Genomic DNA, 25373 nt, shown 5'->3' on the forward strand with positions numbered 1-25373 from the left:
TCGCGGGTCGGGTGACTGCGTGGGACTGGCCGGCCGCGTGCATCTCGCACACGCTGGTCCGGCACCGCACTGAGCGTGGTGACGGGCCGCTAGCCCGCAGCCACCTCTTCCGTCCGGTATCCATACATCTGCCGAACCACCTCCTTTCCGAAGTGATGGCCACATTAGGAAGCCGTCCTCGGCGGATCAACCCATTTTCCGAGAGCTTGAAGCTCGGTTCCCGGGGGCCGCCGATTTCCGCCGTGCAACGATTCCTGCATAGTTGCGGGAACCAGGTGTGCCCTGAGTCACGTTCGAGTTGAATGAAGGCCAGTACCGATGCAGTCAGCAGGGGGGTCCAGGTGAGTGCTTCCCGGCGTAGTGGGTCGACCGACGAACTGGGGCCGGACGGGCCCGAGCGGGAGGGCGCGGATCTGCTGGCCGCGCTGCTGGACGGGATGGACGCGGCGCTGTGCGCGTTCGACGCGGACGGGGTCGTCACCCACTGGAACCGCGAGGCGGAGCGCATCCTCGGCTGGACGGCCGCCGAGGCGGTGGGCCGCAAGGGCTTCGCCGGATGGGCCGTGCGCAGCGCGGACGCCGAGGAGATCGAGGGCCGGCTGCTGGCGGCGATGCGCGCGCCGGGCCGGCAGGTGCACGAGTTCGCGCTGCTGACCAAGGACGGCGGGCGGGTGCTGGTGCGCACCCAGTCCGCGGCCGTGCGCGGCTCGGACGGCGAGCCCGCCGGGCTGTACTGCGCCTTCAGCGAGGTGCACGCCCAGATAGACCTGGAGCGGTCGATAGCGCTGAGCGAGGCCCTGTTCGAGGACGCGAGCTGGGGGGTGGTGCTGGTCGACGCGGATCTGCGGCCGGCCGTCGTCAACGCGCACGCCGCGCGGGCCTTCGGCACCGGGCGTACGTCCGTACTGGGCCGGCCGCTGGGCGATCTGCTCGCCCAGGGCGTCGAGGAACTGGAGAGCGCGCTGACCCACGTGCTGGCGGAGGGCGCGCCGCCCGCGCCGGCCGAGCTGTGGGTGAGCGTGCGCACCCCGGAGGGCGAGCGGCGCCGCTGCTGGAGCTGCGGGTTCCTGCGGCTGGCCTCGCCGCTGGCGGAGGAGCCGGTGCCGCTGGGGGTGGGCTGGCTGTTCCGGGACGTCACCGAGGCCCGGCAGACCGAGCAGGAGGCGTCGGCGCTCAGGTTCCGCTCCAACCAGCTGCACCGGGCGGCGCGGGCGGCGGCGGAGTGCGAGGACCCGGCCGAGGCGGCCACCGTGCACCTGGACTTCGCGCTGGCCGGGTTCGCCGACCACGCGCTGATCGACCGGGTGGCGGGCGCCCCGCTCACCGGCGAGGCGGCGGCGCCCGTCCGGCTGGTCCGGCTCGCGGCCACCCCCGCCGGCGCGCCGGGACCGAGCCTGCGCACCGGGGAGGCGGGGCTGCCGGTCCGCTACGACCAGGGGCATCCGGCGGTGCAGTGCGTGGAGCGGTCCGGCTCGGTACGGGCCAGCGCCGGGGTGATGGCGGCCGACCGGGCGCGCGCGTGGGCGCGGGCCCGCCAGTGGCCGGAGGGCACGGTGCACGCACTGTGCGCGGTACTGCGCAGCCGGGGGCGCACGCTCGGCGTCGTGACGTTCCTGCGCGGCACCGGCCGCACCGCCTTCGAACGCCCCGACGCGGCCCACGCGGAGGACATCGCCGCCCGCATCGCGACGGCCCTGGACCTGGCCGCAGCGACCACGGAGGAACAGAACCGATAACCCCGGGCCGCGCCCGGCCACCCTGGACCCCGGGGCGGCCGGGGGTGGCCCGGGACCCGGGGGCGGCCCGGACGGCCCGGGGTCCGGGGGTGGCCCCGGGTCCGGGGGCGGGGCCCGGGGGTCCGGGAAACGCGACCCGGCACCGGGGGGAGCCGCGTCCACTCCGGCACCGGTCTTCGGAGGGCTCTTCCCGGCCTCGCGCCGGACCCGGCAACCGTTTCGACCCTGCTCCGGGGCCCCGGTCTTGGTCCGGGTCCGGGAGCCGTTCCGCCCCGGCTCCGGGGCAGCCGCGCCCCCTCCCGTCCCCGACTTCCGCAGAGCCGCCCCCGCCCCGGGCCCCCGCAGAGCCGCCCCCGTCCCGGCTGCGGAGGCCCGTCCCGACCCGGCTGCGGGAAGCCGCGTCCACTCCGGCACCGGTCTTCGGAGGGCTGTCCCCGGTCCTGGACCGGGCCCGGGAGCCCGTCCCGGGCTTTCGCAGAGCCGTCTTTGTCCGCGCCCTGGCTGCTGGGGCCGGTTCCGATTCGGCCTCGGGGGAGCCGCGCCCGTCCCGGGCTTTCGCAGAGCTGTCTCCGTCTCCGCCCTGGCTGCTGGGGCCGGTTCCGATTTGGCCTCGGGGGAGCCGCGCCCGTCCCGGGCTTTCGCAGAGCTGTCTCCGTCTCCGCCCTGGCTGCTGGGGTTCGTTCCGATTCGTCCTCGGGGGAGCCGCGCCCGTCCCGGGCTTTCGCAGAGCTGTCTCTGTCCGCGCCCTGGCTCCTGGGGTTCGTTCCGATTCGTCCTCGGGGGAGCCGCGCCCGTCCCCGGCTTTCGCAGAGCCGTCTTTGTCCGCGCCCCGGCTGCTGGGCCCGTCCCGAGCCGGCCTCGGGGGAGCCGCGCCCCCCCGGCTTCCGCGGAGCCGTCCCCGTCCCCGCCCCGGCCGCGAAGGCCCGTCCCGCCCCGGCCGCGAAGGCCCGTCCCGACCCGGCCACGGCGGGGCTTACGCCCGCACCTGCGCTACGCCCGCCCCGGAGGGGTCTACGCCCGCCCCGGGAGGGCCCCCGCCCCGGGATGTCCCCCGGCCCTGGAGGGGTCTACGCCCGCCCCGGGAGGTCCCCCGGCCCCGGAGGGGTCACCCCGCTCAACCCCCGGAGGGCTCAGTGGTGGTAGAAGATCCGGTCGCCGTACTCCTCCAGCACCCGGCGGTTCCAGTCGTGGCCGCCGTCCACGTTGCCCGAGCGCAGCAGGGGCGGTTCGACGCCGCGGTCGGCGAGGGTGGCCGCCGTGGTGGCCAGGACGGCCTGCATGAGGGCGGCGGTGACCACCGTGGACGCGGGCGCGAAGGGCGCCGGGACGGTGTCCAGGGTCAGTTCCGCGTCGCCGACCGCGATCTTGGAGTCGAGTACGACGTCGCAGTGGTCCTTCAGGAAGGTGCCGGAGCTGTGCCGGGACCGGGTCCCGGTGGTGTAGGCGACCGAGGTGACGCCGATGACCCGCACGCCCAGGCCGCGGGCGTGCGCGGCCATCTCCACCGGCAGCGCGTTGCGGCCCGACAGGGAGATGATCACCAGGGCGTCGCCCGCGCGCAGCGGCGAGGAGTCCAGGACGGCACTGGCGAGGCCGTCCACCCGCTCCAGGGCGGAGCCCAATGTGGCGGGCATCACATCGACGCCCACGACCCCGGGCACGGTCAGCAGGTTCATCAGGGCGAGCCCGCCGGCCCGGTAGACGACGTCCTGCGCGGCGAGCGAGGAGTGCCCGGCGCCGAAGGCGAACAGCCGGCCGCCCCCCTGCACGGTGTCCGCGAGCAGCGTGCCGGCCGCTTCCACGGCCGTTTCCTCCTCGTCCCGGACGCGGTGCAGCAGCTCGACCGCCGCGTCGAGGAACTGGCCGGCCGGCTTGCGGTCGCTCATGCGGAGCCCCTTCGGGGTGACGGTGTGGTGGTGCTCTCACGCTGTGCCGGGGCTCACGGTGCGGTCTGGACCAGTGCGGTGTCAACACGGAACGGCCCGGCGGCAAGGGCCCGGGCGGTACGCTCGATATCCCGTTCGGCCCTTCTCCTCGGCGCGGCACGGTTGTCAGTGGTATGCGTCAGAATTGATGGCAGGGCCAGCGCACGCGCCGGAGAGCCGTCGAGCTCCCGGAAGATCTCATCAAGGGGCACGTATGTCCGGACTGATCGACACCACGGAGATGTATCTCCGCACCATCCTCGAGCTGGAGGAGGAAGGTGTGGTCCCCATGCGCGCCCGGATCGCGGAGCGGCTCGACCAGAGCGGCCCGACCGTCAGCCAGACGGTGGCGCGGATGGAGCGCGACGGCCTGGTGTCCGTCGCCAGCGACCGGCACCTGGAGCTGACCGACGAGGGCCGCAAGCTGGCCACCCGCGTGATGCGCAAGCACCGGCTCGCCGAGTGTCTGCTCGTCGACGTGATCGGCCTGGAGTGGGAGCAGGTGCACGCCGAGGCGTGCCGCTGGGAGCACGTGATGAGCGAGGCCGTGGAGCGCCGCGTGCTCGAACTGCTGCGCCACCCCACCGAGTCGCCGTACGGCAACCCGATCCCCGGCCTGGAGGAGCTGGGCGAGACGGACACCGCCGACCCGTTCCTGGACGCCGGCCTGGTCGCGCTCTCCGACCTGGACCCGGGCGCCGAGGGCAAGTCGGTGATCGTGCGCCGCATCGGCGAGCCGATCCAGACCGACGCGCAGCTGATGTACACGCTGCGCCGGGCGGGCGTGCAGCCCGGCTCGGTGGTGAGCGTGACGGAGTCCGCGGGCGGCGTGCTGGTGGGCAGCGGCGGCGAGGCGGCCGAGCTGGAGTCGGAGATCGCCTCCCACGTCTTCGTCGCCAAGCGCTGATCCGCCGGCCGCCGTGACCGGCGGGAATGTGGCGCCGGTGTTTCCATCCCGTCGAATGCGGAATTCGGTCTGTTCGAACGGCAGCGTCCGCGCGATTCGCGTGCAAGGCTGTCGCCGAGGCATATGACGACGGCGCATATGGCGAAGGCTCGGGACCGCGGGGGGCGGCCCAGGAGAGGGGGAGACCGTGTCACGGAGACGACTGAGGGCCCCGGCGCCGTGCGGCGCCGGGGCCTGTCCACCCCTGTGCTGACCCGGAGCCCCGAGCTCTCAGGGTCATCCCCTCGGACCGTTTTCCCCGAGCGGCCCGCCTCCCGCTGAAGATCTCCCCCCGACGACGGCGGCCAATCCCCGGAGGGTGTCACTCGAACGAGCGGTATTGCCCGGCAGGACGGTTTTTTCGAAAACGCATTCGATAGCCTCATGGCAGGCAGATCAGGTCCGAGCGGAGCATGGGGGTGCCAGGACCATGGCGCGGCGCATCGACGTGACCGGCGCGGGGGGCGTACGCCTCGCGGCCTGGGAGTTCGGCGACCCTCCCAAGGCCGACCCGACGACCGGCCCGGGCCAGGAGACGGCGGCCGGGACGGCGGCCGGGACGGGTGCGGACGCCGCCGCCCCCGGCGTCCTCCTCCTGCACGGCCTGATGGGCCGCGCCTCGCACTGGGCGGCCACCGCCCGCTGGCTCTCCGAGCGGCACCGCGCGGTCGCCCTCGACCAGCGCGGCCACGGCCGCAGCGAGAAGCCGCCGGCGGCGTCCTTCACCCGCGAGGCGTACGTCGCGGACGTCGGCGCCGCGCTCGACCAGCTCGGCCTCGCCCCGGCCGTGCTGATCGGCCACGCGATGGGCGCGCTGACCGCCTGGCAGTTCGCCGCCGAACATCCCGAGCTGGTCCGCGGCCTGGTCATCTGCGACATGCGCGCGTCCGCGCTGGGCGCCGCCTCGCAGCAGGAGTGGACCCAGTGGTTCCACGCCTGGCCGCTCCCCTTCGCCACGCTGGCCGACGTACGCAAGTGGTTCGGCGAGGACGACCCCTGGACGGAGCGGCCGAACCCGGCCCGCGGCGCGTTCTACGCCGAGGTGATGGCGGAGTCGGCGGACGGCTGGCGTCCGGTCTTCGAACCGGACCAGATGCTCAGCTCCCGCGAGACCTGGGTGCACGACGCCCACTGGGACCAACTGGCCCAGGTCGGCTGCCCCACCCTGGTCGTCCGCGGCCTCGACGGCGAACTGGGCCGCGCCGAGGCCCAGGAGATGGTCCGGGTGCTGCCCCGCGGCCAGTACGCGGAGGTCGCCGACGCCGGCCACCTGGTCCACTACGACCAGCCGGAGTCCTGGCGCGCAGCCGTCGAACCATTCCTCGACAGCCTCCGCGACGCCTGACGAACCACCGCCCCAGCCCCCGCGACGGCCGTCGTGTCGGCCGCCGTGCCGCCGTGCTACCCCTTGCTGACCGCCGTGAGGATCTCCGGCAGCCGCCGGGCCGTCTGTGGTGCGGCGAACCGCAGCCCCAGCACGGTCAGCGCGGCCCCGTACGCCACCCCCACCGGCAGTACCACCCACGTCCACGCGTCGCCGCCCGCGCGCACACTCAGCCACACCGTCAGCGCGATGACCGGCGCGCACAGCAGCGCGGCGGCGACCATCCCGCCGAAGATCGAGATCCAGGCGAGCCCGGCCTGACCGGGGGCGACGTTCTTGTAGCCGTCCTGCGGGATGGAGTACGGGAAGCGCGCCGAGGTCCAGGCGCCGGTCGCCAGCATCGCGCCGAGCAGCGCCAGCGACAGGCCGAGCGCCTCGGGCAGCGCGGCCCAGTCGGCGAGCAGCGCGGTGGTCAGGACGGTGACCAGAGCGGCGTACGGCAGGGTGATCAGCAGCAGCGCGCAGGCCCGCGCGCGCAGTTCGACGTAGGCGTCGCGGGGGGACGAGATGGTCATCGCGACCATCCAGAAGGCGGAGGTGTCCTGGCCGAACTGGTTGTACATCTGGATGCCGAGCATGCCGGCGGCGAAGCAGGCGAAGTAGACCGAGCCGCTGCCCTGGAGGGCGTTGAACACCGGCACGATCAGACCGATGGCCAGCGAGGTCACCCAGGCCGCCTTGGTCTTCGGGTCGCGCCACACGTACCGCAGGCTGCGCTCCATGACGGTGCCGGTGCGCCCCGCCGGCAGCAGCCGGCCGCGCCCCGGGGAGCGGCGCTCCCGCGCGGCCCCGCCGGCCGGCAGCGTCGACCCGTCCGGCGCGGTCAGCAGCCGGGTCAGCTGCCGGGCCCACACCGCCAGCAGCCCCGCCAGCAGCGCCGCGCACAGCGCGAGCCGCACCAGCGCCGTCCCGTACGCTCCCTCGCTCGCCGCCCGCACCGCGCCGACCGCCGAGGCGGGCGGCACCCAGCTCAGCACGTCGGAGACCGGCGCGAGTTCCGCGAGCCCCGACGAACCGAGGCGCTGGACCCCGAAGTTGACCAGCTGCGCGCCGACCGCGACGACCAGTCCGCTGAGCACCGCCAGATCCCGCCCCCGGCGGCTGGTCAGCAGCCGTACGTTGGCGGCGGCGACGGCCCGCGCCAGCGCCACGCACACCAGCAGCACCAGGACGGCCCCGACCGCAGCGACGGCGTACGCCGCCCCGCCGTGCGCCGGCGCGATCACCGAACCGGCCGCCAGGCACAGCGTGAACAGCGGCCCGATGCCCACCAGCGACGCCGCCAGCAGCGCCCGGACCAGCGGCCGGGGCCGCAGCGGCAGCATCACCAGCCGGGTCGGGTCCAGCGTCTCGTCCCCGCTCGGGAAGAACAGCGGCAGCACCGCCCAGCCCAGCGCGAGCACCGCCACCAGCAGCACCACCAGCGCGTCCGCGTGGGCGTGCCCGCGCAGCGCGATCAGGCCGATCAACTGGAGCGCGGCGAACAGCAGCGCGACGACGGCCGACGCCACGTAGGCGGCCCGCCGGCCGGCGGACTGCCGCAGCCCGTTGCGCAGCAGCGACAGCTTCAGCCGGACGAAAACGGCGGTGACCGAGGTCAGCGGGTCGGCGCCGGCGCTCATCGGGCGCCGCCGCCCAGCCAGTCCAGATCCGCCCCGGCGTCCCGGCCGCCCGCGCCGACCAGTTCCAGGAACGCCTGCTGCAACGAGGGCGCCGCCCCGCGCACCTCGGCGAGCGTCCCGGTGGCCCGGATGCGGCCGGCGGCCAGCACGGCCACCCAGTCGCACAGCGACTCGACCAGTTCCATCACGTGCGAGGAGAAGACGACGGTGGCGCCGGAGGCGGTGTACCGCTCCAGCACGCCCCGGATGGTCTGCGCGGAGACCGGGTCCACGCCCTCGAACGGTTCGTCCAGGAACAGCACTTCGGGGTTGTGCAGCAGGGCCGCGGCCAGCCCGATCTTCTTCCGCATCCCGGTCGAGTAGTCGACCACCAGCTTGTGCTGGGCCCCGGCCAGGTCGAGCACGTCCAGCAACTGCCCGGCCCGCTTGTCGACCTCACCGCCCGGCAGCCCCCGCAACCGCCCCGTGTACCCGAGCAGTTCCCGCCCCGACAGCCGCTCGAACAGCCGCAGCCCCTCCGGCAGCACCCCGATCCGCGCCTTCACCTCGGCCGGATCACGCCAGACGTCGTGCCCGACCACCTCCACCGTCCCCTGATCCGGCCGCAGCAGCCCGGTCACCATCGACAGCGTGGTGGTCTTCCCGGCCCCGTTGGGCCCGACCAGCCCGATGAACTTCCCGGCCGGCAGCTCGAGATCGATCCCCCCGACAGCCACCTGCTGCCCGAACCGCTTCCAGAGCCCTCGCACCCGCACGGCTGACGTCATGCGAGAACCCTACGGGGACGGAGCGTCCCGCCAGGGGCGCGGGCTGTGCTCATCAGCGGCTCCGCCGCGTGGGCGCGACCAGCCACCCACCACCCGCACCCGCACCCGCCAGGCGACCGGACCCGGCAGCCGAGCAGGCGTCACCGCTCCCGCCCGCACGCATAGGCGAGCGGCGACATCAACTCCTCAACATCCGGCAGCCACCGATTGGTCCGGGTCGGCGGGCACGCCCACTGCACCGCCCCACGCACCCCGTACCGGGTGGGCGGCGCCGCCACCCACGCCCCCTCCCCGAGCACCGTCAGATCCAACGACACCGGCGACCACCCCAGCCCCCGCACCAGCTCGGGCACCTTCGCCGCGGCCCCCGGCAGCACGAAGAACCGCATCCGCCGGTCCGGCGTCAACGTCACCGGCCCGAGCGTCAGCTGCATCCGCTCCATCCGGGCCAGCGCCAGGAACCCGGCCGTCTCCGGCACGTCGATCGCGTCGAACGTGCGCCCGGTCGGCAGCAGGATCGACGCCGTCGGCTGCTTCTGCCACACCCGGCGGGCCACGGTCGCGCTGCCGGTCGCCTGGGCCGCCCAGTCGGCGCGCGCCGGGTGCGCGCCGGGGAGGGCGCACGCCCGGTCCGCGCAGGAGCAGTACTGCTCCCCGTCGACGGCTTCCAGCCAGGTGCCGGGGAACACGTCCCAGTGACGCTCCTCGGCGTAGCGAACGGCGGCCTCCAGCAGCGATGCGCCGCGCTGCTGGGGAATCTGTGCGGTCTCGGTGCCAGGGATCGTCTCTTCCACGTGGAACTCAACTCCCGCGCCCATCCCGGGTTACGGCCCCTGCCACGGCTGCTGCGCGCGCGGGGGAGGAGCACCGGTTCCGCGTCCGGGGCGCATGGTGGCACGTCCGGGGGCGCGCGGGAGGATCCGCGGCGGGAGCTGGGTAGCCAGGGACGGGGGGCACGGCGACGGCCGTTACCCGGCAATCCGCGCAAGCCTCGCATTTTCCGCATGTCAGCGGGGCACTGATCTTCACGGCCGGATTCTTTCGGCAGAAGACACGCCAACTCGGTGCACGGGCAGGCACCCGAGCCATGAAGCAGGGGGTACGCCATGGCCGCAAGGCCTCTTGTCGCGCGGCAGCCGAACGAACGGTTGCAGGCGCTCATCCAGGAAGCGGGCTGCTCGAACGCGGGCCTGGCCCGCCGGGTCAACATGTGCGGCGCCGAGCACGGTCTCGATCTGCGGTACGACAAGACGTCGGTGGCCCGCTGGCTGCGCGGACAGCAGCCGCGCGGCCGGGCGCCGGCGATCATCGCGGAGGCGCTGGGGCGCAAGCTCGGCCGGACGGTCACGATCGACGAGATCGGCATGGCCAACGGCAAGAACCTCGCCTCCGGCGTGGGTCTCCAGTTCTCGCCGACCGTGCTGGGGGCCATCGAGCAGGTCTGCGAGCTGTGGCGCAGCGACGTGGGCCGGCGGGACTTCCTGTCCGGGTCCTCGGTCGCGGCGTCCGCGCTGGTGGAGCCCAGCCGGGACTGGCTGATCTCCGCCCCCGACGCGCAGGTGTCGCGGGCGGCCGGGCCGCGGGTGGGCCCGTCCGACGTGGCGGCGGTGCGGGCGATGACCCAGGCGCTGGTCGACCTGGACCACCAGTACGGCAGCGGGCATGTCCGCCCGGTCGTCGTGCACTACCTCAACAGCGTGGTCTCCGGGCTGCTCGCGGGCTCCTACCGGGAGGCGGTCGGCCGGGACCTGTTCGCGGCCGTCGCCCGGCTGACCGAGCTGGCCGGGTACATGGCCGTCGACACCGGCCAGCCCGGACTCGCCCAGCGGTACTACATCCAGGCGCTGCGCCTCGCGCAGGCGGCCGGCGACCGCGGCTACGGCGGCTATGTGCTCGCCGCGTCGATGAGCCACCTCGCCGCGCAGCTCGGAAACCCGCGCGAGATCTCGCAGTTGGCGCGCGCGGCGCAGGAGGGCGCACGGGGGCGCGTGACGCCGCGCGCGGAGTCGATGTTCCACGCGGCCGAGGCCCGCGGGCACGCCCTGCTCGGCGACGCGCGGGCGGCCCAGGAGGCGGCGGGCCGGGCGGTGGCCGCGCTGGAGGCGGTGGACGAGGCGTCCGGCGACGACCCGGCGTGGATCGCGCACTTCGACGCGGCCTACCTCGCCGACGAGTTGGCGCACTGCCACCGGGACCTGGGCCAGGCGGACGCGGCGGCCCGGTACGCCGAGGAGTCGCTGGCCGGACATCCCGAGTCCCGGGCCCGCCGGCGGGCCATCGGCTATGTCCTGCTGGCCAGCGCCCAGGTGCAGCGCCGGGAGATCGAGGAGGCGTGCAGTACGGGCACGAAGGCGGTCGAGCTGCTGGCCGGTCTGCGCTCCAACCGGGGTGCCGAGTACCTGGACGACCTCCAGCAGCGGCTGGACCCCTACCGGGAGGAGTCGGTGGTCCGGGAGTTCGGGGCGCGGGTCGATCTCCAGGCGGCCGCGTGAACTTCGGCCCGGACGGCGCGTGAACGGGCGGGGAATGAGGGGTGGTCGAGGGCGCGGGACGTCAACACCGCGTAGGGGACCGGTTTTGTTATTGCGGTCACAGGGAAGGTGGTCACGTCCTGTGCGGCGTGGCAGCGGGTTCCGGGGACCCGGTAGCGTGAGCCGACGATTCCGAAGGTCCCCCATTCGTAGGAGTCCCGGTGACACAGAGTGGACAGGGCGAGGAGCCCTCGGCGCGCCCGGCGCGCGAAGGCATCGTGCTGCCCTCGGACGGCAGCGCGCCCCTGTTGCCGGGTATGACTGGCGCAGCCGCCGGTCCGCCGTCCGGCCCGCCCGCCCCGCCGCCCGCCGCCCCCACCGGCGGACAGTCCTGGAACCAGGCGTGGGGGCCCGGCGGCCCGCACGCCGATCAGGGCGCGCCGCAGCAGTGGAGCGCGCCCGCGCGGCAGTCGCCGGACGCCTGGCCCGCGCAGGGCCAGGACCGGCCCGGCCCGCCGCAGCAGCCGGGCCCCGGCCCGCTGCCGCCGGAGGGCGCCCAGGCCCCGGCCTACGGCTCCCAGCCCCCGGCGGCCTACGGCGGCCCGCCCCCGGCCTACGGCGCCCAGCAGACTTACGGAGACGCCGCGGCCTACGGCGCCCAGCCGCCGGCGTACGGCGCGCAGCAGCCCCCGTACGCCCAGCAGGGCGGTCAGGGCGGTCAGGGGAGCCAGGGCGGGCACGGCGGGGGGCACGCGGCCCCGCTGCCGCCCGCGCCCGTGCCGGACCAGGCCACCCAGTACCTGCCGCCCGTGCCGGCCCCGGCCCAGCCCGCCGCCGACGAGGGCGCCACCCAGTACATACCGCACATGCCGCCCGCTCCCGCCGCCGACGAGGGGGCCACCCAGTACCTCCCGCCGGTCGCGCCCGGCGCGCTGCCGCCCGAGATGCCGGCCGGTGGGCACCAGTCCGAGCAGACGCGGTCGCTCGGCGTGGTGAAGCCCGCCCCGCAGGGGCCCGGCCCGCTGCCGCCGCAGGCCACCGGCTCCGACGCGGAGGCCACCCAGTACATTCCGCCCGTACCCGGACAGGCCGGACCGGTGCCCTTCGGTGCCGGGCCCGGCGGGGACGCGAACCGGCAGCCGCCCGCCGAGTTCGACAACCTCTTCCGCGGCGCCCCGGGCGCCGACGGCCCGTCCGGTTCCACCCAGCAGATGCCCGTGCCCGGCGCCCCGCAGCCGCCCCAATACGGGTACGCCCCGCAGGGCCCCGGCTCCGGTCCGGTTCCCGGTGCGGGTTCCGGTGACAGCGGCCGGCGCGGCGGTGGCGGCCGGGGCGGCCGGACCGGTTCCCGGGTGCCGCTGATCGCGGCCGTCGGCGTGGCCATCGCCGTCGTCGGGATCGGTGCCGGCGCGCTGCTGGCCGGCGGGGGCGGCGAGGAGGACGGCGACAAGAACCAGACCGTCTCCGCCACCGCCCCCGCGACCGAGGGCTCCGCGTCCGCGTCGGCCTCCGCCGACCCGGCGCGGGACCAGGCCGTCGCGCTGGACGCGCTGCTCGCCGAGAGCGGCGACAGCCGGCAGACGGTGATCGACTCGGTGGCCGCGGTGAAGTCCTGCGACAACCTGGCCCAGGCGGCGCAGAGCCTGCGCGACGCGGCGCAGCAGCGCACCGAGCTGGTCACCCGGCTCTCCCAGCTGTCCGTGGACCAGCTGCCGGACAACGCGGCGCTGACCGCCGCGCTGACCAAGGCGTGGCAGGCGTCGGCGGCGGCCGACAACCACTACGCGGCCTGGGCCGACCAGGCGGCCGGGAAGAAGGGCTGCAAGAAGGGCCAGGCCCGCAGTACCAGCCAGACCGCGGCCGGCAACAAGGAGAGCGGCGTCGCCAGCACCGAGAAGAGCGAGGCCGCCAAACTGTGGAACAAGATCGCCAAGACGTACGGTCTGACCGCGCGCACCCCGGTGCAGCTCTGAGCGGCGCGGCCGGCCCGGTCTCAGTTCACGTCGGCCGCGCTCAGCGTCCCGGTGGTGTCGAGGAAGCCCTTGCGGGCCGACACCAGCCGGCCCTGCCGTACCACTTGGAGGGTGACGTCGGTGTTGACCAGCCGGGGGAAGCCCACGGAGGCCAGGTCGGCCGCGAACGTCCAGCGCAGCGTCGGGGTGAGCCCGTCGGTGTCGATCTCCAGCCCGTCGTCCAGGGCGCCGGTGATCGCGTCGGCGCTCACCTCGGCGTCGTCGCCGAGCGCGGCGACGACCTTCTTGAGCACGGTGTACGCGATGTAGGTGGTCTGCACCCCGGCGTCGGCGGCGTCGATCCGGTTGTCGCCGAACGCCTTCTCCTTGATCACCTTCTTCATCGGGTCCCAGACCCGGTCGGTCTCCACCGGGTACCAGCCGGTGACGTACGCCCCCTCGTAGGGGCTGGACGCCCCGCCGGTGGCGTTGACGGTGGACTGGTCGACGCTGCCCAGCACGGTCGCGGTGCGCACCTCGGGATAGGACTCGCGGGCCCGCCGGAAGGAGTCCATGAAGGTGTCGGTGCGGTCGCCGAGCACCGGGACCACACAGCCCTGCTTCCCGGACAGTCCGTCGGCGGACCGCTGGAGCGCCCGGTCGGCCTGGCCGCCGTACTCGGTGGCGTCCTCCGCCGCCCGCTGGTCCTGGGCGCTCGCGTGCCCGCCCGCGGTGAGACCGGAGTCCAGCAGCGGGGCGAGCTGGTCGCCGGCGATGGTGTCGGGGCGGACCAGGGTGACCGCGCCGCAGTTGCCGGCCAGCGCGCTGCCGAGACCGGCCAGCAGCGTCGGCTGGCCGCCGTTGACCGGGTAGGACAGCGGGCTGGTGAACTCCTCGGAGGTGATGCCGTAGCCGCCGAGGTAGGGGATGCCGGCCCCCTCCAGCACCTGGAGGAAGGCGTCGGCGTACTGGCTGTAGGAGCCGACCACCGCGACGACGTTCTCCTGGACGGCGCGCCGGGCGCACTTGGCGGCGGCCACGCCGTCGTTGTGGTCGTTGCAGGTCAGCACCTTGAGCCGGTGGCCGGACAGCCCGCCGTGCGCGTTGACGTAGCGGGCGTAGGCCTGGGCGAAGGCGGGCATGCCGGGTTTGTTGGTGGCGTCGGTGTCCTGGGGTGCCCAGGTCATGACGGTGATGGTGTCGTCCCCCGCGCCCCCCGCGACCCCGGGGACGACCCCGCAGCCGGCGGCGAGCGACACGCACGCCGCGAGCGCGCCCAGGGACAGGAAGGTTCTGCTGAAGCGTCGCCTGCCGGTCATGAAACCGTACGATTCCGTCACAGGGCTAACCTGGGGGCGCCCTCCGGTCGACGACGGGTGGCCTTGCGGTGAATTGCGGGTGCCTGTGAGGCAAGCATGGAGAGGAACGTACGATCGATGACCGTGCAAGGTTCGGAGAACTCTTCCCGTCGCGGCCGTCGCTCCTCCACCATGGGCGGCATGCCTCTCAACGACATGCCGTGGTGGCGCTGGCGCGGCAACGTGCGGTCGGCGCTGCACATGCTCTCCGACCCCGCCTTCCAGCGGGACGTCTGGCTGGCCGGGGTGGACGGCTACGGCGACGTCACCGACGCGGTCTACCGGCTGGTCGAGGACACCTGGCTGGACAACTGGTCGGCGGAGAAGTACGTCGGCACGATCTTCCGGGACTCCCAGGAGGCGGCGCTCGTCGACACCGCCGTGCTGCGCGTCCTGCGGATCATGCACCAGGTCGGGCCGGACGCGCCGGTGGCCACGTACCTCCAGCACGGGGACTGGCCGGAGGCGGTGCGGGCGGCCCGGGACGCGCACGTGCGGCTGGCGGCGAGCGACGGCGAGGACCCGGACACGGTGCCGCGCAGCCTCGAGGTGCTGCACATCATGACGCGGTCCGCGTAACGGGACGCTCTTCGTGCCGGGTGCCGGATATGGGACCCTGTCCGGCATGAACGACCAGTCCACCCGGCCCGCGGCCGCCGCCGACCAGTACGTCCTCACCCTCTTCTGCCCGGACAAGCAGGGCATCGTGCACGCGGTGTCCAGCTACCTCTTCATGACCGGCTGCAACATCGAGGACAGTCAGCAGTTCGGCGACCACGACACGGGTCTGTTCTTCATGCGGGTCCACTTCTCGGCGGAGTCGCCGGTGACGGTGGACAAGCTGCGCGCCAGCTTCGCGGCGATCGGCGACTCCTTCCAGATGGACTGGCAGATCCACCGGGCCGACGAGAAGATGCGCGTCGTGCTCATGGTCAGCAAGTTCGGGCACTGCCTGAACGACCTGCTGTTCCGCACCCGGATCGGGGCGCTGCCGGTGGAGATCGCCGCGGTGGTCTCCAACCACACGGACTTCGCCGAACTGGTCGGCTCGTACGACATTCCCTTCCACCACATCCCGGTGACCAAGGACACGAAGGCGCAGGACGAGGCGCGGCTGCTGGAGATCGTCCGGGAGGCGGACGTCGAACTGGTCGTGCTGGCCCGCTACATGCAGGTCCTCTCCGACGACCTGTGCAAGCAGCTCAGCGGGCGGATCATCAACATCCACCACTCCTTCCTGCCGAGCTTCAAGGGCGCGAAGCCGTATCACCAGGCGCACGCCCGGGGCGTGAAGCTGATCGGGGCGACGGCGCACTACGTGACGGCGGACCTCGACGAGGGGCCGATCATCGAGCAGGAGGTCGAGCGGGTGGGCCACGATGTGACCCCCGATCAGCTGGTCGCGATCGGGCGGGACGTGGAGTGCCAGGCGCTGGCGCGGGCCGTGAAGTGGCATGCGGAACGGCGGATTCTGATCAACGGGCGGCGGACGGTGGTGTTCGCCTAGGAGCTCGGGGGGGTTCTGTTTCGTCGGCGGCCGCGGGTGCCTCGTGGCCGGTCGCGCCCACGCGGCGGAGCCGCATGTCGACACAGCCCCGCGCCCCTCATGTACGTGCGGTGGATGTCCCTTGAGGGGCGCGGGGAACTGCGCGACCAGCCCCTACGAACCCGCAGCCGCCCCGCGACGGAAAGGCCCCCTACATCCGGCTCAGGCTCGCCGTGGCGAACAGGACGTCCCTGATGGCCTCGCGGTCCCCGGACTGTCCGGCCGCCGCCTCCTCCGGAGGGACCCGGCCCGCCGCCAGCCGGCAGAACTCCACGTCGTCCAGGGCGACATAGGCCACCTCGTGCTCCGCGGAGCCCACCGCCGCCGGTGAGTCCAGCGGGATGTACCACTGCCCGCCGCCGGACCCCTCGATCTCCAGCCGCAGACTGCGCCCCGGCGCCCCCGCCGCCACCAGGTGCCGCTGCGCCCCGGGCCCGGCCTTCCCGGACCGGCGGCGCTCCGCGAGCACCGCGGGCAGCATCCGGGCCGCCAGGTCGATCATGCGGTTGAGGTGCCGCGCGGCCGGCGGATCGTAGGGGTAGTTCACCGCCTCCGCGATGTCCTCGGCGTGCACCCAGCACTCGAAGGCCCGGTCCAGCATCGCGTCCCGCAGCGGCAGTTCGAAGTCGCCGTACGCCACCGGCATCCGGCCCGCGCCGGCGTCCCGCCCGGACTCGCCGCCGCCGGTGAACGCCGTGGTCCGGATCAGCGCGTGGCTCTGCTCCCGCCAGGGCGCGCGCACCGCACGGGTGGGCGGCAGGTGCGAGCCGCGCCAGTACGCCTCGGTACGGCCGGCCGGCGCCGGGGTCCGGGCCGCGAGGTCGCCGAGCGGGTCGGCCAGCCCCAGGGCGACCGCGACCAGGCCGTCGACCGCCAGCAGATGGGCGATGACCCCGGCGACGGTGGTGCGGCGGTCGGCCGTCCCGTCGTCCGCGAACCAGCGCAGCCGCACCGGAGCGTGCCACTCCGCGTCCCCGAAGTCCTGGAGCAGGGCGTCCAGCCGGGCGGTCTCGGCGTCGTACGGCATGGTCCACTCCGGCACCGGGATGCGCGGCGGGCGGCGTTCGAGGCAGCCGTCCAGGACCCGGGTGCGCAGGGCCGGGTTCGGGTCGAGGGTGTCCGGCGGCTGGAGCAACTCGACCGCCTGCCGCAGCCGGTGGCCCTCCTCGGTACAGGCCGCGCAGTCGTCGAGGTGCCGGTCGACGGCGGCGGCCTCCTCCGGCGAACAGGCGGCCAGCGCCCAGGCGCCGAGCAGGGACTTCAGTACCGGGTGCGCCAGCGCGAGCGGCGCGGCGGGTGCCGGCAGCGGCAGTCCGCCGTCCTCCGGGGAGACCCGGGGCAGCGGTATCCGGGGCCGGCCGGCCCCGGGTCCTGGCCCACCGGGTCCGCCGGGTCCGCCCGGCCCGCCCGGCCCGCCGGGCTCCCCGGGTCCGCCCGCCCCGCCGGGCTCCCCGGGTCCGCCCGCCCCGCCGGGCCCGCCGGCTCCATCGGCTCCTCCGGGACCGTAAGGCTCTCGTTGCTCTCGTTGCTCTCGCGGCTCTTGCCGCTCCTGCGGTTCTCGTTGCTCCTGCGGTCCTTGTTGCTCCTGCGGTCCTTGCTGCTCCTGCGGTTCCTGTTGCTCCTGCGGTTCCCGTTGCCCTCGCGGCTTTCGTTGCCCTGGTGGCTCGCTCGTCCCCTCCCGCCGCTCCGGCGGGACGCCGCAGTCACCGATGCCGCCGGTGTCACCCACGCCGCTCATGCCGCACCTCCGTAGCCGGGCGGAGCCTCGGGCGTGTCGCCGGGGGCCGTCGTGTCGTGGGCGGTGGACAGCAGCTGGAGGCCCAGCCGGAGCCGGCGGCGGGCCTCGTCCTCGGTGATGCCGAGGTCGGCGGCGGTCTGGCGGTAGTCGCGGCGCTGGAAGTAGGCCCGCTCCAAGGCGGACCGCAGCGGCGCGGGCATGGACTGGACGATGTAGTCGGCGCGGGCGGCGACCGACGCCTGGCGCACCCGGCGCTCCAGGTCCTCGGCGGTGCCGGGGCCGCCGCGGGCGAGCGCGGCCGTCCCGGTGGCCCGCAGCCGCCGCACGGCCAGCCGGCGGGTGAGTTCGGCGACGTACGTGCGCAGTGGTCCGCGCTTGGGGTCGTAGGCGTCGGGGTGTTCCCAGAGGTGGGTGAAGACCTCGCGGGTGAGGGCGTCGGCGGCACTCTCGTCGTCCAGCACCCGGTGGGCGAGGCCGTGCACGAGGGAGGCGAACCGGTCGTACAGCTCGCCCAGGGCGGCGGCCTCGCCGCGGGCGAGCCGCTGCTGCATCTTGCGGTCCCAGCGGAGCGGTGTGTTCTTCATCGCCATAAGGCCCCTTCACCCCCTGATGCTGCCGAACGTCCAGCTTGCGGCCATCGTCTTCTCGAATGTAGTCGGCACGTATGACGGCGCACGCCCCTTTACAGCAATGCGCGCTCCGGGAGCGCCCCGGATGGTAGGGACCGTGCGCGGGCCAGGTGGGCGGACCGAATGAGATCGTGAGGAACGGAAACAAGCCGCTTCTGATCGGTTCTCGTTTTCCCCGGCGCGTTTGCGGGAACGGCCGGTGGGCAGGTGCGCGCCCAAGGAAGCGTAGGTGTGTCTTCCGATTCGCGTTCGCGTAAGGATTCGCGCAAGGAAAGGAGGGCTTGGCGGTGACGTTCCATGTGACCGGGGACGAGCGGGGCGGCTGGACCGTCGTCCAGGTGTCGGGCGAACTGGACCTGGTGACGTCGCCGGCGCTGCGCCAGCGGGTGCACGACGCCGTGGCCGAAGGGCGCCACAGCCTGGTCCTCGACCTCTCCGACGTGCTGTTCTGCGACTCCAGCGGGGTGGGGGTGCTGATCGCCTCCCGCCGCCTCATACGTTCCTGCCAGGGCCGGCTGCGGCTGATCCTGCCCGCCCAGGGCGCCGTCGACGGCTCGCACGTCAACCGGGTCCTCGGCGCGCTGGGGGTGCGCCGGCTGTTCGACGTGCATCCCGACCTCGCCTCGGCGACCGGCGACGAACCGCGTCCGCTGTCCGCCTAGCATCATCGTTTCGTCACACCGTTGTACCGGTATTCACCCGGTCTTGGGGCAGACGTCACTTTTCGTCGCCCGGGTGCTTCCCGTCGTCGTAGGCTCCCAGCGACGTGAGGCGGCCGGAGAAGGACGTGAGGCGGCCGGAGAAGAGGGAGCAGGGATGGTCAGCAACGAGAACGAGCGCAGGATCGCCAACCGGTTCGCCACCTTCGACCAGAACGGCAACGGCTGCATCGACCGTGAGGACTTCGGAGAGGCGGCCAGGGCGCTGCTCGCGGAGTTCGCCGTCGCGGCCCGCTCCGAGCGGGGCCAGGCGCTGTACGGCGGCGCCGAGGCGTTCTGGCAGGGCATGGCCGGTATCGCCGACCGGGACGGTGACCAGCGCATCACCCGCGAGGAGTTCGTCACCGGCGCGGTCAAGCGGCTGCGGGACACCCCGGACCGGTTCGCCGAGATCGCCCGGCCCTTCCTGCGCGCGGCGCTCGCGGTCGCCGACTCCGACGGCGACGGAGCCGTCACGGTCGAGGAGACCGCCCGGCTGCTGACCGCGCTCGGCGTGCCCGCCGACACCGCCCGCCCGGTGGCCGCGGAGCTCGACGCGGACGGCGACGGGAAGGTCGTGGAAGCGGACGTCGTGCCGGCCTTCGCCCGCTACTTCACGGTGGCGGAGTGACGGACCGGGCGGATTCGGTCCGGGGCGTCATCGTTCGCGGCATCCGGTGATCACGGAGCGTTTTCGCCGGGTCGCGTCCCGGGCCTGACCCGTCACAGCCCGCAGTCGGCGACGGGCTCCGGTACGTTGTCCGGATTGCGGCCTGTTCGAGTCCCCGTGGCGGGTGTCGCACAGTATGACGCACGGGTACTCCTTCGCGCTGGAATATGCCCGAAGCGCTTGTTGGCGTGACTGTACGTCAACCATGCTGTCCCACAAGGGAGTCACGGTCCGTGACCCCTGTCCCGGCCGTTGTTCCGGCCATACGTGCGAGTGTCTGTCGGTTCGGATGGTGTGAGCGGTGCAGGTGCTTCAAGTGCAGCTGGAGATCCGGCCCGACCCCGCGGAGGTCGGGCGGGCCCGCAGATGGGCCCGCTCGAGACTGGCCGGGTCGGGGATACGGGACGACGAGCCGCTCGCCGAGACCCTGGTGCTGCTCGTCTCCGAACTGGTCACCAACGCGGTGGTGCACACCGGCCGGCCGGCCGTGCTCCGGCTCTGTCTGCCGGGCGGCGGACCGGGGGCGGCGGCGGACGAGGCCACCGTCCGGCTGGAGGTGGCCGACACCAGCGGGCGGGCGCCGGTGTACCGGTGCGCGGACGGTGACGCGACCAGCGGCCGGGGGCTGGCCCTGGTCGACGGGCTCGCCGACCGCTGGGGCTGGACCCGGGACGACGCGGGCAAGCGCATCTGGTGCGAACTGGACCGCTGCGCCGGACGCCCGGAGCCCGCCGCCGACTGTGCCGCGGCGGCGTTCGAGGGGCTGGCGGCCTACGAGGCGGTGTGAGGCCGGGCCGCGTGACTCCCGGACCGGCCGGGGTGCGCCCCGATGCGCCCGGCCGTGCTTCTGTGCGCTTCCACCGCGAAACAGGACATATCTCTACGAATCCCATCGATTCCCATCGACGCCTGTTGACGGTATGTGACGGTTCGTTCACGCTGATGGTCAGCGATTCGCCGTGAGGGGACGCCGAGGGCCGATACGGAAGCCCTCGGCGAGTGTGGGTCGCGACGCGACGGCGATCCCCTCGTGGCTTCGGGGCCGAGGCGGAACGCCGGGTCGGGCGGCGGTGTGCGGCGCCGGTCTCGGGGTGAGGCCGCCGCCCCGCCGCCCGGTCGCGGCCGACCGGACCCGGCCACCCGAGAAGTTATCCACAGGGTGTGGAGAAAAAGTGTGGGCGGCGACAGCAGCGCTTGTCCACAGGCCCGGAAACCGGCTGGGACGATGTCGGACCCTGGCCCTACCGTTCTCGGGTGACGTGGAAGGTCCGTCGGTAAGTGGTCGGGGTGACGCCGAGGGTCGTCTGTAGGTGCTGGCGCATCGACTGGGGTGTGCCGAAGCCCGCCTCGCGGGCCACCTGGTCCACCGACAGGGCGGTCGACTCCAGCAGGTGCCGGGCCCGTTCGACGCGCTGCCGGGTCAGCCACTGGCCGGGGCTGACCCCGACCTCCTCGCGGAACCGGCGGGTGAACGTACGGACCGACATCGCCTCCCGCTCCGCCAAGTCCCGCAACTGGATCGGTTCGTGCAGCCGGCCCAGCGCCCAGGCTCGGGCGGCGGTGGTGGACGCCTGCTGCGGGTCGGGCACCGGCCGTTCGATGAACTGCGCCTGCCCGCCGTCGCGGTGCGGCGGCACCACGGTCCGCCGGGCCACGTCGTTGGCGACGGCCGTCCCGTGGTCCCGGCGCACCAGGTGCACGCACAGGTCGATGCCGGCCGCGACCCCGGCCGAGGTCAGCACGTCGCCGTCGTCCACGAACAGCACGTCCGCGTCGACCCGGACCTTCGGGAAGAGCCGCTGGAAGTGCTCGGCCGACGCCCAGTGGGTGGTCGCCGGGCGGCCGTCGAGCAGCCCGGCGGCGGCGAGCACGTAACCGCCGGTGCAGATGGCGACCAGGCGGGTGCCGGGCCGGACCAGGGCGAGGGCGGCGGCCAGTTCGCCGGTCAGTACGCCCTCCTCGTACACCGGCCCCATCTCGTAGGAGGCGGGCACCACGACCGTGTCGGCGGCGGCCAGCGCCTCGGGCCCGTGCGCCACCAGGATCTCGAAGTCGGCGTCGGTGGCGACCGGGCCCGGCGGCCGGACCGAGCAGGTGACGACGTCGTACAGGGCGCGCCCGGCGGCGTCCCGGGCCATGCCGAAGATGCGCTGCGGGATGCCCAGTTCGAAGGGGAGCACGCCGTCCAGGGCGAGGACGACGACACGGTGCGGGCGGTGGGACGGGCGGCCGGACGTCATGGCCCGATCCTAGCGAACGCTGTCCTTCGGGCCACTCGTTCGCGGCGGCCGGATGACGCAGGCTCCATGACGTGACTCGTGAAGTGACCCATGACGTGACCCGTGACGTGACCCATGACGTGACTCGTGAAGTAACATGTGGCGTGGCCGGGACGAGCGGGCGCGAGCGTGCCGCCGGGTCGGCCCGGCCCGGGACCGGGCCCGCCCGGCGCCGTCGCCGCGGGGTGCACCGCGCCTGGTTCGTCGCCGCCGTCACCTTCGTGACGATCATCGGCGCCGCCGCCTTCCGCGCCGTGCCCGGCATCCTCATCGACCCGCTGCACGCCGAGTTCGGCTGGTCCCGCGGCACGATCGGCGCCGCCGTCTCCGTCAACCTGGCGCTCTACGGGCTGACCGCCCCGTTCGCCGCGGCCCTGATGGACCGGTTCGGCATCCGGCAGGTGGTCGCCGTCGCCCTGACCGTGATCGCGCTCGGCTCCGGACTGACCGTGTGGATGCAGTCGGCGTGGCAACTGCTGCTCTGCTGGGGGCTGCTGGTCGGCCTCGGCTCCGGTTCGATGGCGCTCGCCTTCGCCGCCACCGTCACCAACCGCTGGTTCACCACCCGGCGCGGCCTGGTCAGCGGCATCCTCACCGCCGCCTCCGCCTCCGGCCAGCTGATCTTCCTGCCGCTGCTGTCCTGGATGGTCGAGGCGCACGACTGGCGCCCGGCGGCCGTCACCGTCGCGCTCGCCGCGCTCGCCGTCGTCCCCTTCGTCTGGCTGCTGCTGCACGACCACCCGGCCGACCTCGGCCAGAAACCGTACGGCGCCGAGGAGTTCGTACCGAGACCCGCGCCCGTGCCCGGCGCCGCCCGCCGCACCCTCGGCGTGCTGTTCTCGGCCGCCCGCACCGGACCGTTCTGGCTGCTGGCCGGCACCTTCGCGATCTGCGGCGCCTCCACCAACGGCCTGGTGCAGACCCACTTCGTGCCCGCCGCGCACGACCACGGCATGCCGGTCACCGCCGCCGCCTCCCTGCTCGCCGTCATCGGCGTCTTCGACGTGGTCGGCACCATCGCCTCCGGCTGGTTCACCGACCGCTTCGAGGCCCGCCGCCTGCTCGCCGTCTACTACGCCCTGCGCGGCGCCTCCCTCCTCTTCCTCCCGATGCTCCTGGCGCCCACCGTGCACCCCCCGATGATCTTCTTCATCGTCTTCTACGGCCTCGACTGGGTCGCCACCGTGCCGCCCACCCTGGCCCTGTGCCGCGAGCGGTTCGGCGACGACAGCGCGATCGTCTTCGGCTGGGTGCTCGCCTCCCACCAGGTCGGCGCCGCCCTGGTCGCCTTCCTCGGCGGCGTCGCCCGGGACGCCTTCGGCTCCTACGACGTCGTCTGGTACGCCTCCGGCGCGCTGTGCGCGGCAGCCGCCCTGATGGCCCTGGTGATCCGCCGCCACCCGGCACCGGCCCTGCCGGCCGCACCGGCCTGACCGGCGAGTACGCTCCCGGCCGTGAAGTGGGGGAACACGGTCCGGCGGGTCCGCTCGGCCTGGACGTACGAGGAGACGCACCGGGCCGCGGCGTGGAGCGCGGGACAACTGCCGGCGGCCTGTGTGGTCTGGTGGGTGCTGGCCGAGAGCGGCCGGGACGACCACGGCGTGGGCTACGGCGGTGCGTTCGGCCTGGCCTGCCTGTTCGTGTTCGCGCCGCTGTACCTGCCGGTCCTCGGCCTGCTGCACACCGTGCTGCACATCGCCCCGGCCGGCGTCCTCGCCCGCACGGCGCCGGCCCGCCGGCTGCCGGCCCCCGGATGGCTGCGGCACCTGGTGGCCGTGGCGCTGCTCGGCACCGGGTGGGCGGTCCTGGCAGCCCGGGCGACGGGAGCGGACTTCGGGGTGACGGCCGTGGCGTTCGCCTCGCTCGGCGTGCTGCCGGTGCTCGCCGCCGCCCGCCGGGGGCGTGGTACGGAGCCGGAGCTGCCGGAATGGGGCTGCTGGGGCACGTGGTTCGCGGCGGGCGGGGCCGGCGTGGTGCTGGCCGGCGCGGCCGTCGGCGGCCTCGCGCTGGCCGCCCGCGCGGGCCTGGTCGAGGAGTACGAGCCCCCGGTGCTCACCGCCGCTCAGCTCACCGGCGGCTGGCGCGGGGCGGGCGGTGCGGTACTGCGGCTGGAGCCCGGCGGCCGGGCCGTACTGACCCGGGTGCCGGCCGAATCGGGGTCCGGCGACGACTGGGCGGACGGCTCGTTCCCCCGCTGCGACGGCACCGGCACCTGGCGACTCGACCGGGACGGCCCCGACGACGACCTGGGCAGCGGACCCGGGACCCGGGACGCCGTCGTGGTCCGCGCCCAAGGCTGCGGCCGGGACACGTACTGGACCATCGGCGGCACCGCCCGCGCCCCCGAACTCTTCGTCCTGTTCGGCGATCCCGACGCGGGCGACCTGCGTGTCCTGACCCGGACGGAGACCGCCTAGCCCACGCCTAGCCCGGCAACCGGGACAGCCGTGCCCCCTGGCGGCGGTCGACCGTCTTGGCGATGCGGAGGGCGTCGTGGGCGAGTTCGCGGAGCATGCCGCTGATCGGGTTGGTGAAGCCGGTGAAGTACAGGCCGGGCGCTGATCTGGGGGAGCGGGCGCCGTGCGCGGTGGGGCGGCCGCGCGCGTCCAGCACGTCCAGGTGGCCGACGAGAGCGGTGAGGCCGCGGTCGTAGCCGGTGGCCGCGATCACCGCGTCGGGGGCGATGCGGTCGCCGTTGGCGAGGATGACCTTGCCGTCCTCGAAACCGTCCACGGCGGCGACCACCTCCACCCGCCCCCGGCGCACCGCGTCGATCAGGCCGACGTCCTGCACCGGGATGGAGCCCTGCCGCACCCGGCTGTAGAGGCCGGTGTCCGGGCGGGGCAGGCCGTGCGCCGACAGGTCGGGCACGCTCAGCCGGCCCATGGTCCGGGCCAGCCGGTCGACCAGGCGGACCGGCAGCCGGCGGACCAGGACGGCCGAGTACTGGGCGGCCCAGCCGGCCGTGGAGCGGCGCACGATGTGCGGCGCGGTGCGCACGGCCAGCCGGACCCGGGCGGCGCCGCCCGCCACCAGGTCGACGGCTATCTCGGCGCCGGTGTTGCCGACGCCGACGACCAGGACGTCCCGGCCGGCGTAGGGCGCCGCGTTGCGGTAGTCGGCGGCGTGCTGGAGGGTGCCGGTGTAGGCGTCCCGGCCGGGCCAGTCGGGCAGCCGCGGGGTGTGGTTGAAGCCGGTGGCGATCACCACCGCGGCGCCGGTCAGTTCGCGGCCGCCGGAGGCGCGCAGCAGCCAGCCGGTGCCGTCGGGGGCGGGGTCGACGCGGGACACCTCGACGCCGGTGACCACCTCCAGGCGGTGGTGCTCGGCGTACTTCTCCAGGTACCGCACCACGTCGTCCCGGGCCGGCCAGCGCCCGAAGCGGCGCGGCATCGGCAGACCGGGCAGCGACGACAGCCGGCGGGTGGTGTGCAGCCGCAACCGGTCGTAGTGCCGGCGCCAGGACGCGCCGACCCGGTCGGAGCGTTCCAGCACGACGGCCCGGATGCCGCGGGCGCGCAGGGCGTGGGCGGCGGCGAGGCCGCCCGGCCCGCCGCCGACGACGTAGACCGGCAGGTCACCGGGTCCGGCGGCGGGCGTGGGGGAGTCGGTCGCGGAGTCGGCCATGCGGCGAGCGTAATCACCCGCACGG

The 25373-nt window shown here is 74.4% G+C and carries 21 protein-coding genes; 12 read left to right on the forward strand and 9 right to left on the reverse strand.

Annotation, left to right across the window (positions count from 1 at the left end):
* The first annotated feature begins 341 nt into the window (after nt 1–341).
* Nucleotides 342–1736, forward strand: a complete 1395-nt coding sequence (locus AB0G32_RS01340; protein WP_361156471.1) for a PAS domain-containing protein — start codon at nt 342–344, stop codon at nt 1734–1736.
* Nucleotides 1737–2866: 1130 nt separating this feature from the next.
* Here AB0G32_RS01340 and AB0G32_RS01345 read toward each other — a convergent pair.
* Nucleotides 2867–3622 carry an SIS domain-containing protein gene (locus AB0G32_RS01345; protein WP_361156474.1) on the reverse strand — a complete coding sequence of 252 codons (756 nt, stop codon included), beginning with the start codon at nt 3620–3622 and terminating at the stop codon, nt 2867–2869.
* A 253-nt stretch (nt 3623–3875) separates the two neighbouring features.
* Here AB0G32_RS01345 and AB0G32_RS01350 point away from each other — a divergent pair, with 253 nt between their 5' ends.
* Complete coding sequence (locus tag AB0G32_RS01350) at nt 3876–4568, forward strand: metal-dependent transcriptional regulator (protein ID WP_361156476.1); 693 nt, start codon at nt 3876–3878, stop codon at nt 4566–4568.
* A 469-nt stretch (nt 4569–5037) separates the two neighbouring features.
* Nucleotides 5038–5952, forward strand: a complete 915-nt coding sequence (locus AB0G32_RS01355; protein WP_361156479.1) for an alpha/beta hydrolase — start codon at nt 5038–5040, stop codon at nt 5950–5952.
* 56 nt (nt 5953–6008) lie between these two features.
* Here the strand turns inward: AB0G32_RS01355 and AB0G32_RS01360 are convergent, their stop codons facing one another.
* The 3 genes from AB0G32_RS01360 to AB0G32_RS01370 all read right to left on the reverse strand — a co-directional run bounded on the left by AB0G32_RS01360 (nt 6009) and on the right by AB0G32_RS01370 (nt 9174).
* A complete protein-coding gene (locus AB0G32_RS01360; protein WP_361156481.1) occupies nt 6009–7613 on the reverse strand; it encodes a transporter in 1605 nt (534 codons plus the stop codon).
* A complete protein-coding gene (locus tag AB0G32_RS01365; RefSeq protein ID WP_361156483.1) occupies nt 7610–8380 on the reverse strand; it encodes an ABC transporter ATP-binding protein in 771 nt (256 codons plus the stop codon). The genes AB0G32_RS01360 and AB0G32_RS01365 overlap by 4 nt, the downstream gene beginning before the upstream one ends.
* Nucleotides 8381–8520: 140 nt before the next feature.
* A complete protein-coding gene (locus AB0G32_RS01370; RefSeq protein WP_361156485.1) occupies nt 8521–9174 on the reverse strand; it encodes a bifunctional DNA primase/polymerase in 654 nt (217 codons plus the stop codon).
* A 312-nt stretch (nt 9175–9486) separates the two neighbouring features.
* Here AB0G32_RS01370 and AB0G32_RS01375 point away from each other — a divergent pair, with 312 nt between their 5' ends.
* Nucleotides 9487–10872 (forward strand): transcriptional regulator, encoded by a 1386-nt coding sequence (locus AB0G32_RS01375; RefSeq protein ID WP_361156488.1) that lies wholly within the window; start codon nt 9487–9489, stop codon nt 10870–10872.
* Between the two features lie 200 nt (nt 10873–11072).
* Nucleotides 11073–12824 (forward strand): hypothetical protein, encoded by a 1752-nt coding sequence (locus AB0G32_RS01380; RefSeq protein WP_361156491.1) that lies wholly within the window; start codon nt 11073–11075, stop codon nt 12822–12824.
* Between the two features lie 20 nt (nt 12825–12844).
* Here the strand turns inward: AB0G32_RS01380 and AB0G32_RS01385 are convergent, their stop codons facing one another.
* Entirely contained in the window at nt 12845–14122 is a 1278-nt protein-coding gene (locus tag AB0G32_RS01385; RefSeq protein WP_361156493.1) for an ABC transporter substrate-binding protein, read from the reverse strand.
* A 117-nt stretch (nt 14123–14239) separates the two neighbouring features.
* On the opposite strand from AB0G32_RS01385, the gene AB0G32_RS01390 reads away from it, so the two are divergent.
* Together AB0G32_RS01390 and purU are read left to right on the forward strand one after the other, a co-directional pair.
* On the forward strand, nt 14240–14740 hold the full coding sequence (locus AB0G32_RS01390; protein WP_361156495.1) for a hypothetical protein: 501 nt from the start codon (nt 14240–14242) through the stop codon (nt 14738–14740).
* A 46-nt stretch (nt 14741–14786) separates the two neighbouring features.
* Complete coding sequence (purU, locus tag AB0G32_RS01395; protein WP_361156497.1) at nt 14787–15668, forward strand: formyltetrahydrofolate deformylase; 882 nt, start codon at nt 14787–14789, stop codon at nt 15666–15668.
* A 190-nt stretch (nt 15669–15858) separates the two neighbouring features.
* On the opposite strand, the gene AB0G32_RS01400 is transcribed toward purU, so the two are convergent.
* On the reverse strand, nt 15859–17445 hold the full coding sequence (locus tag AB0G32_RS01400; RefSeq protein ID WP_361156500.1) for a zf-HC2 domain-containing protein: 1587 nt from the start codon (nt 17443–17445) through the stop codon (nt 15859–15861).
* Nucleotides 17442–18035, reverse strand: coding sequence for a sigma-70 family RNA polymerase sigma factor (locus AB0G32_RS01405; RefSeq protein WP_361156502.1), 594 nt, complete (start codon nt 18033–18035; stop codon nt 17442–17444). The genes AB0G32_RS01400 and AB0G32_RS01405 overlap by 4 nt, the downstream gene beginning before the upstream one ends.
* Nucleotides 18036–18355: 320 nt before the next feature.
* Between AB0G32_RS01405 and AB0G32_RS01410 the strand changes: the two genes are divergently transcribed.
* From AB0G32_RS01410 to AB0G32_RS01420, 3 genes are all read left to right on the forward strand, one after another.
* Nucleotides 18356–18736 carry an STAS domain-containing protein gene (locus AB0G32_RS01410; RefSeq protein WP_361156504.1) on the forward strand — a complete coding sequence of 127 codons (381 nt, stop codon included), beginning with the start codon at nt 18356–18358 and terminating at the stop codon, nt 18734–18736.
* A gap of 154 nt (nt 18737–18890) precedes the next feature.
* Nucleotides 18891–19403 carry an EF-hand domain-containing protein gene (locus tag AB0G32_RS01415; protein WP_361156506.1) on the forward strand — a complete coding sequence of 171 codons (513 nt, stop codon included), beginning with the start codon at nt 18891–18893 and terminating at the stop codon, nt 19401–19403.
* A 355-nt stretch (nt 19404–19758) separates the two neighbouring features.
* Nucleotides 19759–20229: an ATP-binding protein gene (locus AB0G32_RS01420; RefSeq protein ID WP_361157135.1), complete on the forward strand. Its 471-nt coding sequence runs from the start codon at nt 19759–19761 to the stop codon at nt 20227–20229.
* A 454-nt stretch (nt 20230–20683) separates the two neighbouring features.
* On the opposite strand, the gene AB0G32_RS01425 is transcribed toward AB0G32_RS01420, so the two are convergent.
* On the reverse strand, nt 20684–21682 hold the full coding sequence (locus tag AB0G32_RS01425) for a helix-turn-helix domain-containing protein (protein ID WP_361156508.1): 999 nt from the start codon (nt 21680–21682) through the stop codon (nt 20684–20686).
* Nucleotides 21683–21906: 224 nt separating this feature from the next.
* Here AB0G32_RS01425 and AB0G32_RS01430 point away from each other — a divergent pair, with 224 nt between their 5' ends.
* Nucleotides 21907–23154: an MFS transporter gene (locus tag AB0G32_RS01430; RefSeq protein ID WP_361157138.1), complete on the forward strand. Its 1248-nt coding sequence runs from the start codon at nt 21907–21909 to the stop codon at nt 23152–23154.
* 21 nt (nt 23155–23175) lie between these two features.
* Nucleotides 23176–24138 (forward strand): hypothetical protein, encoded by a 963-nt coding sequence (locus tag AB0G32_RS01435; RefSeq protein ID WP_361156511.1) that lies wholly within the window; start codon nt 23176–23178, stop codon nt 24136–24138.
* 7 nt (nt 24139–24145) lie between these two features.
* Here AB0G32_RS01435 and AB0G32_RS01440 read toward each other — a convergent pair whose 3' ends face one another.
* Nucleotides 24146–25348: an NAD(P)/FAD-dependent oxidoreductase gene (locus AB0G32_RS01440; protein ID WP_361156513.1), complete on the reverse strand. Its 1203-nt coding sequence runs from the start codon at nt 25346–25348 to the stop codon at nt 24146–24148.
* Nucleotides 25349–25373: the final 25 nt, after the last annotated feature.

Origin of the sequence: Streptomyces sp. NPDC023723 (assembly GCF_040639815.1) — a bacterium.
Taxonomy (GTDB): Bacteria; Actinomycetota; Actinomycetes; order Streptomycetales; family Streptomycetaceae; genus Streptomyces.